The 16,831-nt window shown below is 71.5% G+C and carries 11 protein-coding genes; 3 read left to right on the top strand and 8 right to left on the bottom strand.

What is annotated here, in order from left to right; all coding sequences use genetic code 11:
* From IEY86_RS11180 to hisC, 5 genes are all read right to left on the bottom strand, one after another.
* The gene (locus IEY86_RS11180; protein ID WP_373286994.1) at nucleotides 1-1,662 is read right to left on the bottom strand and encodes a sensor histidine kinase; all 1,662 of its coding nucleotides are present in this window, start codon (nucleotides 1,660-1,662) and stop codon (nucleotides 1-3) included.
* Between the two features lie 547 nt (nucleotides 1,663-2,209).
* Entirely contained in the window at nucleotides 2,210-5,995 is a 3,786-nt protein-coding gene (cydD, locus tag IEY86_RS11175; protein ID WP_189131430.1) for a thiol reductant ABC exporter subunit CydD, read from the bottom strand.
* Nucleotides 5,996-6,016: 21 nt separating this feature from the next.
* A complete protein-coding gene (cydB, locus tag IEY86_RS11170; RefSeq protein ID WP_189131429.1) occupies nucleotides 6,017-7,144 on the bottom strand; it encodes a cytochrome d ubiquinol oxidase subunit II in 1,128 nt (375 codons plus the stop codon).
* A 20-nt stretch (nucleotides 7,145-7,164) separates the two neighbouring features.
* Complete coding sequence (locus tag IEY86_RS11165) at nucleotides 7,165-8,715, bottom strand: cytochrome ubiquinol oxidase subunit I (protein ID WP_189131428.1); 1,551 nt, start codon at nucleotides 8,713-8,715, stop codon at nucleotides 7,165-7,167.
* Between the two features lie 297 nt (nucleotides 8,716-9,012).
* Entirely contained in the window at nucleotides 9,013-10,098 is a 1,086-nt protein-coding gene (hisC, locus tag IEY86_RS11160; protein WP_189131427.1) for a histidinol-phosphate transaminase, read from the bottom strand.
* A 322-nt stretch (nucleotides 10,099-10,420) separates the two neighbouring features.
* Between hisC and IEY86_RS11155 the strand changes: the two genes are divergently transcribed.
* From IEY86_RS11155 to IEY86_RS11145, 3 genes are all read left to right on the top strand, one after another.
* Nucleotides 10,421-11,518 (top strand): LacI family DNA-binding transcriptional regulator, encoded by a 1,098-nt coding sequence (locus IEY86_RS11155; protein ID WP_189131426.1) that lies wholly within the window; start codon nucleotides 10,421-10,423, stop codon nucleotides 11,516-11,518.
* A gap of 256 nt (nucleotides 11,519-11,774) precedes the next feature.
* Entirely contained in the window at nucleotides 11,775-12,938 is a 1,164-nt protein-coding gene (locus tag IEY86_RS11150) for a metallophosphoesterase (RefSeq protein WP_189131425.1), read from the top strand.
* Nucleotides 12,939-13,112: 174 nt separating this feature from the next.
* Nucleotides 13,113-13,997 (top strand): hypothetical protein, encoded by an 885-nt coding sequence (locus IEY86_RS11145; protein ID WP_189131424.1) that lies wholly within the window; start codon nucleotides 13,113-13,115, stop codon nucleotides 13,995-13,997.
* Nucleotides 13,998-14,072: 75 nt separating this feature from the next.
* Here IEY86_RS11145 and IEY86_RS11140 read toward each other — a convergent pair whose 3' ends face one another.
* From IEY86_RS11140 to IEY86_RS11130, 3 genes are all read right to left on the bottom strand, one after another.
* A complete protein-coding gene (locus IEY86_RS11140; protein ID WP_189131423.1) occupies nucleotides 14,073-14,546 on the bottom strand; it encodes a hypothetical protein in 474 nt (157 codons plus the stop codon).
* 426 nt (nucleotides 14,547-14,972) lie between these two features.
* Nucleotides 14,973-15,173: an NfeD C-terminal domain-containing protein gene (locus IEY86_RS11135; RefSeq protein WP_189131422.1), complete on the bottom strand. Its 201-nt coding sequence runs from the start codon at nucleotides 15,171-15,173 to the stop codon at nucleotides 14,973-14,975.
* A 23-nt stretch (nucleotides 15,174-15,196) separates the two neighbouring features.
* The gene (locus tag IEY86_RS11130; protein WP_189131421.1) at nucleotides 15,197-16,678 is read right to left on the bottom strand and encodes a YibE/F family protein; all 1,482 of its coding nucleotides are present in this window, start codon (nucleotides 16,676-16,678) and stop codon (nucleotides 15,197-15,199) included.
* Nucleotides 16,679-16,831: the final 153 nt, after the last annotated feature.

Genomic DNA, 16,831 nt, shown 5'->3' with positions numbered 1-16,831 from the left:
TCAGAACGGGGCCTCCCACACCAGCACCGTCCCCCGTCCTTCGGAGCCCGTGCCGTACGAGCTGGAGCCGCCCAGTTCCTCGGCCCTGCGCCGCAGGTTCCGCAGCCCGCTGCGCCGCCCCTCCTCCGGGATGCCGACCCCGTCGTCGGTGACCGTGAGCCGCACCCCCGGCGATCCGTCCGGGAGCTGGACGGTCGCGTCGACCCGTACCTCGATCCGGGTGGCCCCGGCGTGCCGGGCGGCGTTGGACAGCGCCTCGCGCAGCGCCGCCACGAGGTTCTTCGCGGTCAGCTCGCCCACCTGGGTGTCGACCGCCCCCGTGAACGCCACGGACGGCTGGTAGCCCATCGTCACCGACGCCGTTCCGATCTCCCTCAGAACGCGAGTGCGCAGTCCGGCCGGGGCATCGGCGGGCCCCTGCTGGAGGGCGAAGATCGCGGTACGGACCTCCTGGATCGTGGCGTCGAGTTCGTCCACGGCCCGCCCGATCCGCTCGCCCAGCTCCGGCACCTCGCTCAGCCGCTGCGCGCCCTCCAGCATCATGCCCGTGGCGAACAGCCGCTGGATGACGAGATCGTGCAGGTCACGGGCGATGCGGTCACGGTCCTCGTACACCGCGAGGCGTTCTCGGGCCCGCTGGGCGTCGGCGAGGACCAGCGCGAGCGCCGCCTGCGACGCGAACTGCGTGGCCAAGGTGCGCTCCGCCTCCGTGAACGGTGGCGCGCCCACCCCCCGCGGCAGGACGAGCGTCCCTATCACCCGGCCACCGCTGCGCAGCGGAAGCATCATGCTCGGGCCGAAACGGGGCGCCAGGTGCGTGGTCATACGGGGATCGGTGCTGGCGTCGGAGACGAAGACGGGTTCACCGCCACGCAGGGCGGCGGCGACGGGCACATCGGCCCCGATGCGGGTTCCCACCGCCCCCTCGGAGGCCGGGCCGGTGGCGCTGACGACCTCGAGATCACCTTCGCTGGTCGGCAGGAGCACTATCCCCGCCGCGGCGTCGGCCAGGCGCCTGGCCTGCTCCGCGACGACGGTGAGGGCGTCACCCGCCCCATTGCTCGACAGCAGGGCGGTGGTGACGGCGGCGGACCCGTCGATCCAGCGTTCGCGCTGGCGGACGGTCTCGTACAGCCGGGCGTTCCCGACGGCGATCCCGGCCGCCGCGGCGAGGACCTGCACGATTTGGAGGTCCTCGTCGTTGAACGAGTCGCCGTCGCGTTTGTCGGTGAGGTAGAGGTTTCCGAAGATCTCGTCCTGGACCTTGATCGGCACGGCGAGGAACGGCCCCTTGGGCGGATGCCCGTCCCCGATCCCCTCGATGGTGCTCTTGTCGATGCCGTGGGTGATCAGCTCCGAGAGGCCGTGCCCGTCCGGCCCGACGACTCCCAGCGCCGCGCACTCGGCGCCCACCAGGTCGGACGCGGTCAGGACGACCCGGTCGAGCGTGGCCCGCAGCTCCAGCCCGCTGCCGACGGAGAGCACGCCTTCCAGCAGCTCACGGGTGCGCTCAGTCGTGGCCGCGGCGGCGAGGAGGCGCTCGGAGACCTCGGTGACCAGGTTCTCCAGGCCCAGCCCGGACAGGTCGGGGGAGGCCAGCTCGGGAAAGGCCGCCTCGGCGGCCGCCTGGGCATCGGCGTGCTCGTCCGCGGGCGTGTCCACCTGCCTGTCCCCGCCCTCGTCCGGCGCACGAGGGCTGCCGTCCGGCGCCGTCGACGTTCCGCCCTGGGCCCTTCCCGTTCCCTCCGGCGCCGTTGGCGTTCCGTCCGGGGGCCCTCCCGTTCCCTCCGGGGCCGTCGGCGTTGCATCCGGAGCCCTTCCCGTTCCCTCCGGGGCCGTCGGCGTGCGACCGCTGCCGTCCGGGCGATCTCCGACGTCCGACCGAAGGCCGGTGGTTCCCGTAGTACGGGTGGTGTCCGTGGTACCGGTCGTGTCCGTAGTGCCGGAGGTGTCCGCGGTGTCCGCGGTGTCCGTGTCCCCCCGTGGGTCACCGTCCCCCCGGCCGTCCCAGCGCGTGGGCGCGGCCTCCTGGCCGCCCGCCTCCCCGCCAGCGACCTTTCTGTCCGCCTGCGCTGGAGCGGGCGTGCTCTTCTCGGCCGGTCCCGTCTGCTCCACGGACCGCTCCGGCTCCGTCGGATCCGTCCCTGCGATGTCCGCCATACCGCGAGCCTAAATACTCCGGTTTGCTGCGGAAAGTGGGACTTCGCCCTCAGCCCGGCAGTGAAGGCAGCAGATCCGCTGCTCTTTCCCGTTCCCACAGCGAGCGCAGCGGCCCTTCCACGTCCACGAGCTCGTCCCAAATCCCCCGCTGGACAACGCGTCCCTCGTCGAGGACGACGATCTCGTCCACCGCGCCGGGGGAGGCCAGGCCGGCCAGCCGGTGGGTGATCAGGAGGGTCGTGCGGCCCTCGGTGGCCGCCAGCAGATCCTGGGTGAGGGCGTCGGCGGTGGGCAGGTCCAGGTGTTCGGCGGGCTCGTCGAGGACCAGCACCGGGAAGTCGGCGAGGAGGGCGCGGGCGAGCGCGAGCCGCTGGCGCTGCCCTCCGGACAGCCGGGCGCCGTGCTCCCCCACGAGGGTGTCGAGACCGTCCGGGAGGCCGTCCGTCCACTCCAGGAGGCGGGCACGGGCGAGGGCGTCGCGCAGATCGGCCTCGGCGGCCTCGGGGCGGGCCAGGCGCAGATTCTCGCGGATCGAGCTGTCGAACACGTGCGCGTCCTGCGCGCACAGCCCCACGACGCGCCGCACGTCGTCACCGTCGAGCGAACGGGCATCACGGCCGCCGAGGGTGACGGTGCCGGACTCCTGGTCCAGGAAGCGCAGGAGCACATGGGCCAGGGTGGTCTTGCCCGCCCCGCTCGGGCCGATCACCGCGATACGGCGGCCGGGCGTGAGATCGAGGTCCACGTCGACGAGCGCGGGGAGGCTCTGGCCGCGGTGCCGGGCGCTCAGGCCGCGCACGAGGACCGGGAGGGGGTCGGCCGGGAGCGGCTCGGGGACGGACGGCTCCTCGACCGGCTCGGGGGCGTCGAGGATCTCGTTCACCCGCTCGGCGGCGCGACGGCTGCGCAGCCGGTATTGAGCGGCGAGCGGCATCCCTGCGACCGCCTCGAACGCGGCGAGTGGAGTCAGGACGACAACGGCGAGGAGCACTCCGTTCAGCCGCCCGTCGTGGACGGCGGCGACCCCCGTGAACGCGCACGCGGCCACGGTCACACCGGTCACAAGCGCGGTCAGCCCCGCGCCGAGGGCGGCGGTCGCGGAGGAACGGGCGGCCAGACGGGTCAGCAGGGCGTCGGCGTCACGAGCGGCCCTCAGGGAGGCGGGCAGGGCGCCGGCGGCGGTGAGCTCGGCGGTGCCGGTGAGGAGGTCGACGACGTTGGTGGACAGGGCGCCCCGCGCGGGGGCCAGGCGGCGCTCGGTACGCCGGGAGACGGTCGCGGACAGCCAGGGAACGAGCGCACCGGCGGTGAACAGGCCCGCGGCCAGCAGAACCCCGGCCTCCGGTAGCAGCCACCCGACGAGAGCGGCCGAGGCGGCACTCACCGACACGGCGGCGGTGGCCGGGAGCAACCAGCGCAGGAAGTGGTCCTGCAGCGAATCGACGTCGGAGACGAGCCGGGAGAGCAGGTCGCCACGGCGGGCCTCGCCGAGACCAGCGGGAGCGAGGCGTTCGAGGCGCCGGTGGACGGCGACGCGAAGGTCGGCGAGGACGCGGAACGTGGCGTCGTGCGAGACAAGCCGTTCGGCGTAGCGGAACACCGCCCGCCCGATCCCGAACGCCCTCGTCGCGGTGACCGCGACCATCAGGTAGAGCACGGGCGGCTGCTGAGAAGCACGGGAGATCAGGTAGCCGGAGGTGGCCATGAGGCCGACCGCGCAGCCGAGGGCGAGCGCCCCGAGCAGCCCGGCGAGCAGGAACCGGCCCCGCAGCGCGCCAACGGCGACAATGTGTCGCCGTTTTCCACTTCGCCGTTTTCCACTTCGCCGTTCCCCACCGCGCCGCCGTTCCCCACCGTGCCGCCATTTCCCACCGCGCCGCCATTTCCCACCGCGAGGCTCGGGAGCCGAGTCGGTGGCGCGACCGCGCACATCACCGGACCGGGGTGCCTCCCGGACCGCGGCCTTCTGGCGGGTCCGGGCGGGCGCGGGCGGTACGGCGAACGCCGCACCCTCGGCGAACGCCGCACCCTCGGCGACCGGAGCCCGGTCCGCAACCGCGGCAGGAACGCTCACCGTCTCCCGCACCGCACTTCGCTCCGCAACCGCGGCAGGGGCCGTCACCACATCCGCAGCCGCAGCCCCGGTCCGGCCCTCGCCCACGCCTACGCCCAGGCCCCTGATGTCCCCAACGCCCCCAGCGATCGTCAACACCCGGTCCGCCACCCCCAGCAGCGCCGGCCGGTGGACCACCAGAATCACCGTGCGCCCCCGCGCCAGCCGCCGCACCGCTTCGACGATCCCGGCCTCGGTCTCGCCGTCGAGGTTCGCCGTCGGCTCGTCGAGCAACAGCAGCGGACGGTCGGCCAGGAACGCGCGGGCCAGCGCGACCCGCTGGCGCTGCCCGGCCGACAGGCCCGCGCCGCCTTCTCCGAGCTGAGTGTCAGTGCCGTGTGGCAGGGTGTTCGTGAAGGCCAGGAGACCGGCGTCGCGCAGGGCGGAGTGCACCTGCTCTTCGGTGGCGTCGGGGCGGGCGAGGCGGACGTTGTCCGCCACAGTTCCTGCGAAGAGATATGGGCGTTGGGGCACCCAGGCGATGCGCGCTCGCCAGGCGTCCGGGTCCAGTGATGCGAGAGATGCGCCGCCTACGAGCACCCGGCCACCCGAGGGTTGGACGAAGCCGAGAAGCGTGTGGAGCAGGGTGGATTTGCCCGCGCCGCTGGGGCCGGTGAGGGCGAGGGTCTCGCCGGGTTCGAGAGTGAACGAGGTCGGGGGCAGGGACGGTTCGGTGCGTCCGGGGTGGCGGACCGTCAGCCCTTCGACGGTCATGGGGACCCGCGTCGGGTCGGGAGCGGGGCCGGGCTCGCTTCCCCGTTCCGGCAGCGGCGTCTCCAGGACCGTGAAGACCTGCTCCGCCGCCGCGAGGCCCTCGGCGGCCGCGTGGTACTGCGCGCCCACCTGGCGCAGGGGCAGGTAGGCCTCAGGAGCGAGGACGAGGACGACGAGCCCGGTGTAGAGGTCGAGGTCGCCGTGGACGAGGCGCATCCCGATCCCCACGGCGACGAGCGCCACGGAGATGGTCGAGAGCAGTTCGAGAGCGAAGGAGGACAGGAAGGCGATGCGCAGGGTGCGCAGGGTCGCCCGGCGGTAGTCGTCCGTGATGCGGCGGATGGACTCCGCCTGGGCCTTGGCCCGCCCGAACACCTTCAGCGTGGGCAGCCCGGCCACCACGTCGAGGAAGTGTCCGGACAGCCGGGCCAGGGTGCGCCACTGCCGGTCCATGCGCGCCCTGGTGGCCCAGCCGATGAGGACCATGAACAGCGGGATGAGCGGCAGCGTGAGCGCGATCGTCAGCGCCGACACCCAGTCGGCGGTGACGATGCGGGCGAGCACGGCCACGGGGACGACGACCGCTAGGCCGAGCTGGGGGAGGTAGCGGGCGAAGTAGTCGTCCAGGGCGTCGATGCCCCGCGTCGCCAGCGTGGCGAGCTCGCCCGTGCGCTGGCCGGTCAGCCACGCCGGGCCGAGGTGGGCGGCGTGGTCGAGGAGCTTGGCGCGCAGCTGCGACTTGACGGTGGCGCAGGCGCGGTGGGCGGCGAGTTCGGTGAGCCAGGCGACGGCGGCGCGGCCGGCCGCCACGGCTACGAGTGACAGGAGGGAGGTGCGCAGATCGTGGGTTGAGGCGTCCTGCTGGAAGGCCGATACGACGATGTCGGCGATGAGCATGGCCTGGGCGACGACCAGGCCCGCTCCGAGCAGGCCGAGCAGGACCGACGCCAGGAGGAAGCGGCGGCTGGCTCGTGCGTGCCGGAGCAGGCGCGGGTCGACGGGCCTCACGGGGCTCTCCGTTGTTCGGGGTTACTGGGACTGGTGGGACTCGGGCTCGGCGGACCGGGGCTTCACGGACTCCGGCTCGGCGGACTCGGGCTCGGTGGACTCCGGACGGGCGGACTCGGGCTTCGCGGACTGGTGGGCGCGGTCGGCTTGGGCGGGACCGGGGATGTGCTGGGTGCCGATGCGCTTGCGGAACACCCAGTACGTCCAGCCCTGGTAGCAGATGACGAGGGGAGTGCCGATGGCGGCGGCCCAGGTCATGATCCTCAGCGTGTAGGGGGTGGAGGAGGCGTTGTCGACGGTGAGGCCCCAGCTGTCGTTGAGCGTCGACGGCAGGACGTTCGGGAAGAGCGCGAGGAAGAACATCGCGGTCAGCGCCGCGATGGCGATGCCGGACCAGGCGAACGCCCAGCCGTCCCGCCGCCGCGCGTTGGCCACCAGGGCCGACAGGAGGGCGGCACCCGAGAGGATCGCCGCGGGGAGGCTCTTGAGGTTGCCGTTGTCGATCTGGGTCCAGATGAGGAAGGCGAGCGCGAACACGGCGGTCGGCAGCCCCAGCGTGGTGGCCATGGTCCTGGCGCGGTCGCGGATGCCGCCGAGTGTCTTGAGCGAGGCGAAGACCGCTCCGTGCAGGGTGAACAGGCTGAGGGTGACGAGCCCGCCGAGGAGCGCGTACGGGTTCAGCAGGTCCAGCAAGGTGCCCGTGTACTCCATGTGGGGGCCGATCTTCACCCCGCGGGCGAAGTTGGCGAAGGCGACACCCCAGAGGAATGCCGGAAGGAGGGAGGTCCAGAAGACGGCGTGCTCCCAGTTGCGCTTCCACCGCGCGTCGTCGCGCTTGCCCCGGTACTCGAAGGCGACGCCGCGCACGATCAGGCACAGCAGGATGACGAGCAGGGGCAGGTAGAAGCCGGAGAACAGCGTGGCGTACCACTCCGGGAACGCGGCGAAGGTCGCGCCTCCGGCGGTGATCAGCCACACCTCGTTGCCGTCCCAGACCGGGCCGATGGTGTTGATCAGGACGCGCCGCTCGCGCTCGTCCCGGGCGAGGAGCTTGGTGAGGACGCCGATACCGAAGTCGAAGCCCTCGAGGAAGAAGTAGCCCGTCCACAGGACGGCTATCAGGATGAACCAGACGGTGTGCAGTTCCACGGTGTCTCTCCCAATCCGCCTCAGTAGGCGAAGGCCAGGGGCTTGTCCGACTCGGCGTCCGAGCCACCGCCCGGGCCCGGGCCCCCCTTGGCGTCCTCGTCGTCCTCGTCGTCCTTGCCGGGGTCCCGGAGGTCGGCCGGGGTGAGTTCCGGGGGACCCGCCTTGGCGTACTTGAGCAGCAGCCTCACCTCGACGACGGCGAGGACCGCGTACAGCAGCGTCAGAAGGATCAAGGAGGTGAGCATTTCGCCGACGGAGACACCGGGGGAGACGGCGCTGGAGGTGCGCAGCAGTCCGTAGACCGCCCACGGCTGGCGGCCCATCTCGGTGAAGATCCAGCCCCAGGAGTTGGCGATGAGGGGAAAGGCCATGGTCAGCAGGCCGACGCGCCAGAACCACTTACCGAGTCCGTCACCGAGGCGGCGGTTTCTGGTGAGCATCGGACGCGGCACGTCGTCCGCGCCCGTCCGGTGCTCGGGGGCCACCCAGAGCTTCTTGCGGGTCAGCCACAGCCCCGCCGCACCGAAGGCGAAGGAGGTCATGCCGAAGCCGATCATCCAGCGGAAGCCCCAGTAGGTGACGGCGATCACGGGCCGGTAGTCGCCGGGGCCGTACTTCGCCTGCTCGGCCTTGTTGACGTCGTTGATGCCGGGGACCGAGGAGGAGAAGTCGTCCTTGGCGAGGAAGGAGAGCAGTCCGGGGACCTCGATGGCGACCTTGTTGTGGCCCTTCTCGACGTCGCCGTAGGCGAAGACCGAGAACGGCGCAGGCTTCTCGGTGTCCCACAGCGCCTCGGCGGCGGCCATCTTCATCGGCTGCTGGTCGTACATCACCTTGCCGAGCCGGTCTCCGCTGATCGCGGTGCCGATACCGAAGACGACGGCCACCACGAGCGCCAGCCGCAGGGAGGTGCGCATGACCCTGATGTGCTGCTTGCGGGCGAGGTGGTAGCAGGCGATACCGGCGATGAACGCGGCCGCGGTGAGGAAGGAGGCGGTGAGTGTGTGGAAGATCTGCACCAGGGTGGTGTTCTGACTGATGACCTGCCAGAAGTCGGTCATCTCGGCTCGGCCGGTCTTCTCGTTGATCCGGTAGCCGACCGGATGCTGCATCCATGAGTTGGCGGCGAGGATGAAGGAGGCGGACAGGACCGTGCCGAGGGCGACGATCCAGATGCAGGCGAGGTGGACCTTCCTCGGCAGCCGGTCCCAGCCGAAGATCCACAGGCCGATGAACGTGGACTCGAAGAAGAAGGCGAAGAGCGACTCGAAGGCCAGGGGAGCCCCGAAGACGTCTCCGACGAAGCGCGAGTAGTCCGACCAGTTCATCCCGAACTGGAACTCCTGGACGATGCCGGTCACGACACCCATGGCGATGTTGATCAGGAACAGCTTGCCCCAGAACTTGGTGGCCTTGAGGTAGTGCTCCTTGCCGGTGCGCACCCAGGCGGTCTGCAGCACGGCGACCAGGGACGACAGGCCGATGGTGAGGGGTACGAACAGGAAGTGGTAGACGGTGGTTATGCCGAACTGCCAGCGAGCGACGTCGACCTGGGCCAGAGCCAGTTGCACGGGACGCCCTCCTTACGTTTGCGCAGAAAGAACCAGTTCGCCGCCTTCACTCTCACTCGCCCCGATCGGCACGACGCGTCACCCGAGCTTGTGAATGTGAACGCTTTCACAAGCATCATCGCACAGGGGCTCGACAGCCGCGAAAGGGGGGTCCCCGTCGGTCCCGACCGGCGGTCGCCACGGGCCCGCCCCCTGCCTCCGCACCTGCCCGGACATGGGAAAGCGCTCTGCCGAGGTCCCACAAGACCCCGGCAGAGCGCTGCCCACCACAGCCGCCGAAGCCGCTGCGGCTCGCTCCTACAGCTCCTTGCGGAATGCCTCCGCGACCCTGAGCACGACGTCGTTCGCCTCGGGCTCGCCTATCGTCACACGCACGCCCTCGCCCGCGAACGGCCGCACGATCACGCCCGCCTTCTCACAGGCCGCCGCGAAGTCCAGGGCGCGGTCCCCCAGCCGGAGCCAGACGAAGTTGGCCTCGCTCGGGACCACCGTCCACCCCTGCGCCAGCAGCCCCTCGCGCACCCGTCCCCGCTCGGCGACCAGCGACTCGACGCGCACCAGCAGCGCCTCCTCCGCCCTCAGCGAGGCCACGGCCGCGTCCTGCGCCACCTGGCTCACCCCGAACGGCACCGCCGTCTTGCGCAGCGCCGCCGCCACCGGCTCGTGCGCCACCGCGAAGCCGACCCGCAGCCCGGCGAGCCCGTACGCCTTGGAGAAGGTCCGCAGCACGCACACGTTGGGCCGGTCGCGGTAGATCTCGAGCCCGTCCGGCAGCTCCGGGTCGCGCACGAACTCCTTGTACGCCTCGTCCAGCACCACCAGCACTTCGCCGGGCACCCGGTCGAGGAAGTGCTCCAGCTCGGCCCGGCGGATGCCGACACCGGTGGGGTTGTTCGGGTTGCAGACGAAGATCAGCCGGGTCCGGTCGGTGATGGCGCCCGCCATCGCGTCGAGGTCGTGCTCCTCGGTGGCGGTCAGCGGCACCTTGACCGACCTGGCGCCGGAGATCTGCGTGATGATCGGGTACGCCTCGAAGGAGCGCCAGGCGTAGATCACCTCGTCTCCCGGGTCCGCCGTGGACTGGACGAGCTGCTGTGCCACACCCACGGAGCCTGTGCCGGTCGCGATGTGCTCCGCCGGGACGCCGAAGTGCTCCGCCAGCTCGGCGACGAGCTCGGCGCAGACCATGTCCGGGTAGCGGTGCATCGTCCCGGCCGAGGCGACGGCCTTCTCCAGGACGCCGGGCAGCGGCGGGTACGGGTTCTCGTTGGACGACAGCTTGTAGGCCGGCGCGCCGTCCGGACCTGGGGCGGCGGGACGGCCCGGCTTGTAGGTCGGGATTCCGTCGAGCGCCTGGCGCAGCCTGGGCTGTTGCTCACTCACTGTCGCGTGCCTCCTCGTCGCGGCTCTGCTGTGACCAGCCTATGAGGGGCGCGCATGGCTGGACAGGTGCTCTATGCCACAGCGCACGCTGGTGGCGCGCGCTGTGGCGCGCATCACTCGTACAGGTGAGTTGATACCGATCCGAGACCTTGTGTTCTCACCCGCCAATCCGACAGTTGGAGAACGAACCATCGATCTTTGAGCCGGATCTACCACTGGAGAGAAGGCCAGAGTGGTCCGATCACCTTGCAGAAACCTATCTCCATCCCCCCTTAAGCCCCATCCCGCGTCCAACCGGCCGGAGCCCTACTATCGGCTCGCCATGACAGCAGCAGGCAACCACCAGGCGAGTCGGCCATCGGGCCGACGGCTGGAGCGGGCGGGTATTCGGGACGTCGCCGCGGCGGCCGGAGTCTCGATCACCACTGTCTCCGACGCGCTCAACGGCAAGGGCCGCCTTCCTGAAGCCACCCGTCGCCATGTCCGCGAGGTCGCCGACCGGCTGGGCTACCGCCCTTCCGCAGCCGCGCGCACCCTCCGCACCGGGAGGTCGGGCCTCATCGGCCTCACGGTGACGACGTACGGCGAAGAACCGTTCACCTTTACCGAATTCGCCTACTTCGCGGAGATGGCACGCGCCGCCACGTCGGCCGCGCTCGCCCGGGGCTACGCGCTGGTCATCCTGCCCGCCTCCTCACGGCACGACGTGTGGAGCAATGTGGCACTCGACGGCACCGTAGTCATCGACCCCTCCGACCACGACCCCGTCGTCGCCGAGCTGGCCCGCCAGGGCGTCCCCGTCGTCAGCGACGGCCGCCCCGGCAACTGCCCGGTGCACGCCTGGGTCGACAACGACCACGAGGCCGCCGTCCTGGGCATCCTCGACCACCTCGCCGACGCAGGCGCCCGCCGCATCGGCCTGCTCACCGGTACGAGCACCGACACATACACCCGCCTGTCCACCACCGCCTACCTCTCCTGGTGCGAACGCGTCGGCCAGGAACCGGTCTACGAGTCCTACCCGGCACACGACCCGTGCGCCGGCGCCGTGGCCGCCGACCGCTTACTCGCCCGGCCCGACCGGCCGGACGCCGTCTACGGGCTCTTCGACCCCAATGGCACCGATCTGCTCGCCGCCGCCCGCCGGTACGGCCTGCGGGTGCCGGAGGACCTCCTGCTCGTATGCTGCAGCGAGAGCGACGTCTACGCCACCACCGAGCCCCCGATCACCACGCTGTCCCTCAAGCCCGGCCGCATCGGCACCGCCGTCGTCCAGCTCCTCATCGACGCCATCGAGGGAGTGGGCGGCACCCAGCCCGTCCAGCAGGTGATGCCGACCGACCTGATCGTGCGAACGTCCTCACAGCGTCGCCCGCCCCGGACTAAGGTCAGCCCGCCGAGATCCCCCGGCGCCGGCTGAACGGTTCGGAACCCGCGGCCGAACCGGCCGCGGGAACCACTGAAACACCTCGTGAAGACACGCCAACACACACATCCCACGACAAATTTCGCCACGATTGTCGGCAGCGCCCCGATTGACGGACCCCAGGTGCGTCACAACCGAACAGCGTCATTCCTATGATGGGCGAATGACACCGGTGGAGCCACCTCTGACCACGACAGTCGACGGGCGTGGATCACCCGGTGCGCACCGCGGCGCGAGGGTGGAGGGGTCGATGACTCAGGGGGCCGGTCCAGGACCCGTTGTCCGGACAGCAGTGAGCTGGCCTCCCCCCACGGCGGCCACGCCCACCGATGTACCGCACGGGCACGTTCCCGTGGCGCCGCGTGGCCCGGGAACGTCCCCGGGCCACGCGGCGCCGCCCGCCCCCATGGCACCGTCCGCCCCCACGCCCACGGCTCCGCCGGCCCCCGCCCCCCCGTCCGCGCCCGCGCCCTCCGTGCCCTACACCCCCACCGAGCCCAATCTGCCGCTGGACCCCGCGCTGATACAGCGCCAGGAGACGCCGACCATGCGGCTGACCCCCGTACCGGAGGCCGCGGTGCCGACGACGGGACGGCCGGGGCCGCTGTTCGTCGTCGGCGACGTCCACGGCTACCTCGACGAACTGCGCTCCGCCCTCTACGCCACCGGCCTGGTCGACGCGGACGGGCACTGGTCGGGCGGCAACGCCAGACTGTGGTTCCTCGGCGACTTCACCGACCGGGGGCCCGACGGCGTCGGCGTCCTCGACCTGGTGATGCAGCTGTCGGCCGAGGCCGCCTCCGTCGGCGGCTACGCCAAGGCGCTCATGGGCAACCACGAACTCCTCCTGCTGGGCGCCAAGCGGTTCGGGGACACCCCGGTCAACTCCGGTGCGGGCACGGCCTCGTTCCTCGCCGCCTGGCGGCTCAACGGCGGCCAGCCGAGCGACATGGAGCGCCTGGAGGACCACCACATCGCCTGGATGACCCGCCTGGACGCGGCCCACCTCGAGGACGACCATCTGCTGCTGCACTCCGACACCACCGCCTACCTCGAGTACGGCGAGTCCATCGAAGCCGTCAACGACACCGTCCACGAGGTCCTCCAGCGGGCGGACGCGGACGAGTGCTGGGAGCTGTTCCGCAAGTTCACCAAGCGGTTCGCCTTCCGCGGCGACTCCGGCCCCACCGCCGTCCGGGAGCTGCTGGCCACCTACGGAGGACACCGTGTCGTGCACGGCCACAGCCCGATTCCCTACCTCCTCGGCGAGGTCGGCTCCGAGAACGGCGACGGGGACGGCGCTCCCGTGGTCGCCGGGCCGCACATCTACGCCGATGACCTGGCCGTCGCGATGGACGGAGGCGTGACAATGGACGGCCGACTTCTCGTCGCGCAATTGCCACTGAGAGGCTGACGCGGGGAAGGCGAACGGCCAAATTCTGGAAACACTCTGTCACCTCGTCACCTCCCGGCTTTACCATCAAGGCATCTGTCCAGGCTCTCCACTCCATCCGCCCGCCGAGCCGACCCCACCGGGGTTCCGCAGAGCCCTGCATCGGCAAAGCCCCGGGAAACGGAGCATCGGGGGATGTACATGAACAGCGCTCCGCACCTGCAGAGCGAGGACCGACCGGAGTTCGAGAGGGTCCTCGACGAGGCCCTGCACGACGAGGACACTCGTCTGGCACTCTCGAGCTCCGCCACACATCTGAACTCCGAACAACTGCGCACCCTGGCACTCGGGGCGACGTCCACCATCGCCGCGTGCGCCGCCGCCGAGTACCAGCAGTACCTGAAGATCCGCGAGCAGGTCAGAGAGGCCACGGCCGGTGTCACGCACCGGGACACGGGCCCCGACGAGACCGTGGAGCCGGGCACGTCGGGCGAGGCCGCCGCCGGTACGTCGGGCGCCGGCCTGCTGTCCGTCGTGGCCGTGCTGACGCCGATACTCGCCGGGACGGCCGCCGTCATCTTCCTCGTCACCGGCTACGCGCTGGAGCTCATGGACCCCGATCCGGCGATCGCCCGGCCCCTGCGCGGCGCGGGCTGGCTCTTCGCGGCCATAGCGGCCGCGGGGATCGTCGTCGGAATGGTCGCGCTCCTGCTCACGGCCATCCACAACCCCGCGGCGGACGCGGAGAGCGTACGCGTCATGCGCTCCCCCGAGGTGGCGGCCGCCCGTGACGCGTGGCGCCGGGCCCTGCTGGAGCGGGGCGTGCGCCCTTACCTCCACCAGGTCCTCGCGGCGAGCGCGGCGGGTGAGCTGCCCGCACCCCACGGTGCGGCGGAGACCGTCCGCCGGACTCCGCCGCTCGGCTACTCACGGCCCGGCTTCTCCAGTCCCAACCCCGACGACCCGAGCACCCCGCGCCGCGGCCCGGAGTTCTCGAGTCCGGACTACTCCAGTCCCGACTTCTCCAGCCCGGACTTCGACACGGGGTCCCCCGACCACCCGGGAGCGGACCGCGCATAACCCGCATTTCCGGATGCGTGATTGCCGGAGGCACATACCGAAATGCAAATGACCGCCGGGCGAAAACAGCTCCGATTACCAGCTCAACAGTCGCGGATCCACGATGTCCTTGGGATTCGGGGCGGGACGGGGCCCGGTCGCCTGAGCGTGCCCGGCCGCGTGAGGGTGTCCGGGCACCTGAGAGTGAGCGCCGGCGGCGGGGCCCTGGCGGCACGCCGTGCCCGTCGGCGGGGTATGGAGAGCCGGGGTATGGGGAGCCGGGGTGTGGAGGTACGGCGTACCGGCCGCGGGGGTATGGGCATAGGACGTGCCGGCCGCCGGGGTGTGGCCGTACGCCGAGGCGACATGCCCGTAGGCCGGACCGCTCGTCTGGGTGCTCGTCGCGGAGTGCGCGGCATGCTGGAGCCAGCGCACCACGGCGCCGACCGCTGCCTCGTCCATCTCGGCGAGCTGACGGATCGCCCCCAGATCGCCCGGGGCCGGAGGCACACCCGTCCTGGTCAGCGCGACATGCAACATCAGCCGGTGCTCATCGGTGGTGGCGGTCACGGCGATCCCCTCTCGATGGTCGTCGGTCGGTCGACCGTTGTCCGCCGCCCGGGGTCGGTTGACCGCCGGACATGGCCGGACATGGGGTTTGACTGGTCCCCGCCGTCCTCGGTTGCGGCCCCTCGCCGGTATCACCCGTTCAGCCCTGCCTCAGGGCCGGGCCATCACCCCATCGGCGTACACCGCGCCCGCCTCCATGCTGACGCGGCCTGCCCGCGCTGACGAGCGCGGTGCGGCGGCCCGCGGGACAGCGGCAGCCGGGCGACGAGCAGCGGGCGAAGGCGGCCAACGGGGCGACGGCCAACGGCCAGGAGGCGGCGGCGTGTTGGGACTCGGCCGCTGAGGCGTCCCAGGCACTCACCCGACCACCCGATCACCCGAGGGCGCTGACGCAAGGTGCTCACCCCAGAGCGTTACGCGACGGCGTTACGCGAGGGCCTGCGTCACATACACCGTCCTCGGCGGCTGGTACTCCACGACGACGATGAGCGTGCCCACGTCGATCCGTTCGCCCGGGGTCACCGGGTACGCCAGGAAGGCCTCCGCCCCACCGCGCACCGAGACCATGACCTCGCCCACGAGGCCGGGACCCACCGTTCCGGTGACCCGCCCCTCACTGCCCACCATGTGCGGAGGCTAACCGACGACACTCATTGCGTGCGACGCCGCCGCCCGCCCCCGCCCCGCCGGACGGGCCCGGTGGCGGCCCCCTTGCCCCCGTCCCTGCCCCCGCCGGCCCTGCCCCCACTCTCCCTGCCCCCACCACCGGTGCCACCGCCCTTGTCGGCGGCGGCCAGCAGCGCGGCGAGCGCCGTCGTCACCGGCACCGACGCCACCAGGCCGATGCTGCCGACCAGGGTCCGCACGATCTCCTCCGCCACGATCTCACTGGTGGCGACCGTTGCCACACCGCTGCGGGCGATCGAGAACAGCAGGAGCAGGGGGAGGGCGGCGCCCGCGTAGGCCAGCACGAGCGTATTGACCGTGGAGGCGATGTGGTCGCGCCCGATCCGGATGCCGGCGAGGTAGAGCTGACGGGCGGACATGGCGGGGTTGGCCGCCTTGAGCTCCCACACGGCCGAGGTCTGGGTGACCGTCACATCGTCGAGGACACCGAGCGAACCGATGATCACACCCGCCAGCAGAAGGCCCTGGATCTCGATCCCCGGATAGAGGGCGTGCACCAGGCCGGTCTCGTCGGAGGTGTTGCCGGTCAGACGCGCCCAGTCGATGAACCACGACCCGAGCAGGCCGATCAGCAGGAGCGAGATCAGCGTGCCCAGTACCGCCACGGACGTTCGCGCCGACAGGCCGTGGCACAGGTAGAGCGCGACGAGCATGATCGCGCTGCCACCGACGACGGCGACGACCAGCGGGTCGGAGCCATGGAGGATCGCCGGGAGGATGAACATCGTCAGGACCAGGAAGCTGATCGCCAGCGCCACCAGCGCCATGACGCCGCGCCACCGGCCGACGACGATCACGGCGAGTGCGAAGATCCCCGCCAGAAGTGCCGTGGGGAAGCCGCGCTCGACGTCGCCGACCGAGTACTGGAGCTCCTTGGGGGCCTTGGGGGCGTAGGCCAGGACGACGCCCTGGCCCTCGTGGTAGCGACGCAGCTGGTCGGGGCGGACGATCTCGGTGAACGTGCGGCCCCTGTCCTTGCCCGAGGTCACCTTGATCGTGGCACGCACGCAGGTGCCGGAGTCCGCCTTCGACGTCGGCGAGGGGCCGGGGGTCTGCCCGGGGGTGGCCCCCTGCTGTTCGCTCCCCGTTCCGGCGCCCAGCTCCTGGCAGGGCTTCTCCTCCACCGTGACGACCCGGCCCGACTGCGTCTCCTGGTCGAACCCCACCCCGGTGTGCGGATGCGCAGGCGCCCCGCCGGGCCACAGCACGATCAGCCCCGCCACGACCGCCGCGGCGAACGGGATCAGCACGGCGGCGATCACCTTGCGCAGATGCGTGGAGACGGGTTCCGCCGGACCGTGGGCGTGCCCGTGCCCGTGCCCCTGGCCGTGGCCGCGCCCCTGGCCCTGGCCGTGGGAGTGGGAGTGCCCGGCGAGCCCCACCCCGGACGCCGGCGAGCCGGTGTGCGGATGCCCGTCATGACCTGGATGTCCCTGGTCGCCCACGTCGTGGCTCCTCTCCGGCTCCCGCTCGAGTCCTGTCCGATCATCGGGCCCCCTGGCGCCCTCGCCAAGCGACCCGCTAGTTTTGGGGCGCCTTTGCAAGAACCGCGGGAGCTCGGAGCACCGGGCTGAGAGGGCGCTGACACATCTTCGCTG

The organism is Wenjunlia tyrosinilytica, from assembly GCF_014646055.1.
Taxonomy (GTDB): Bacteria; Actinomycetota; Actinomycetes; order Streptomycetales; family Streptomycetaceae; genus Wenjunlia; species Wenjunlia tyrosinilytica.
The sequence above is the reverse complement of the archived record's forward strand: the minus strand, read 5'-3'. Positions and strand labels throughout refer to the sequence as shown.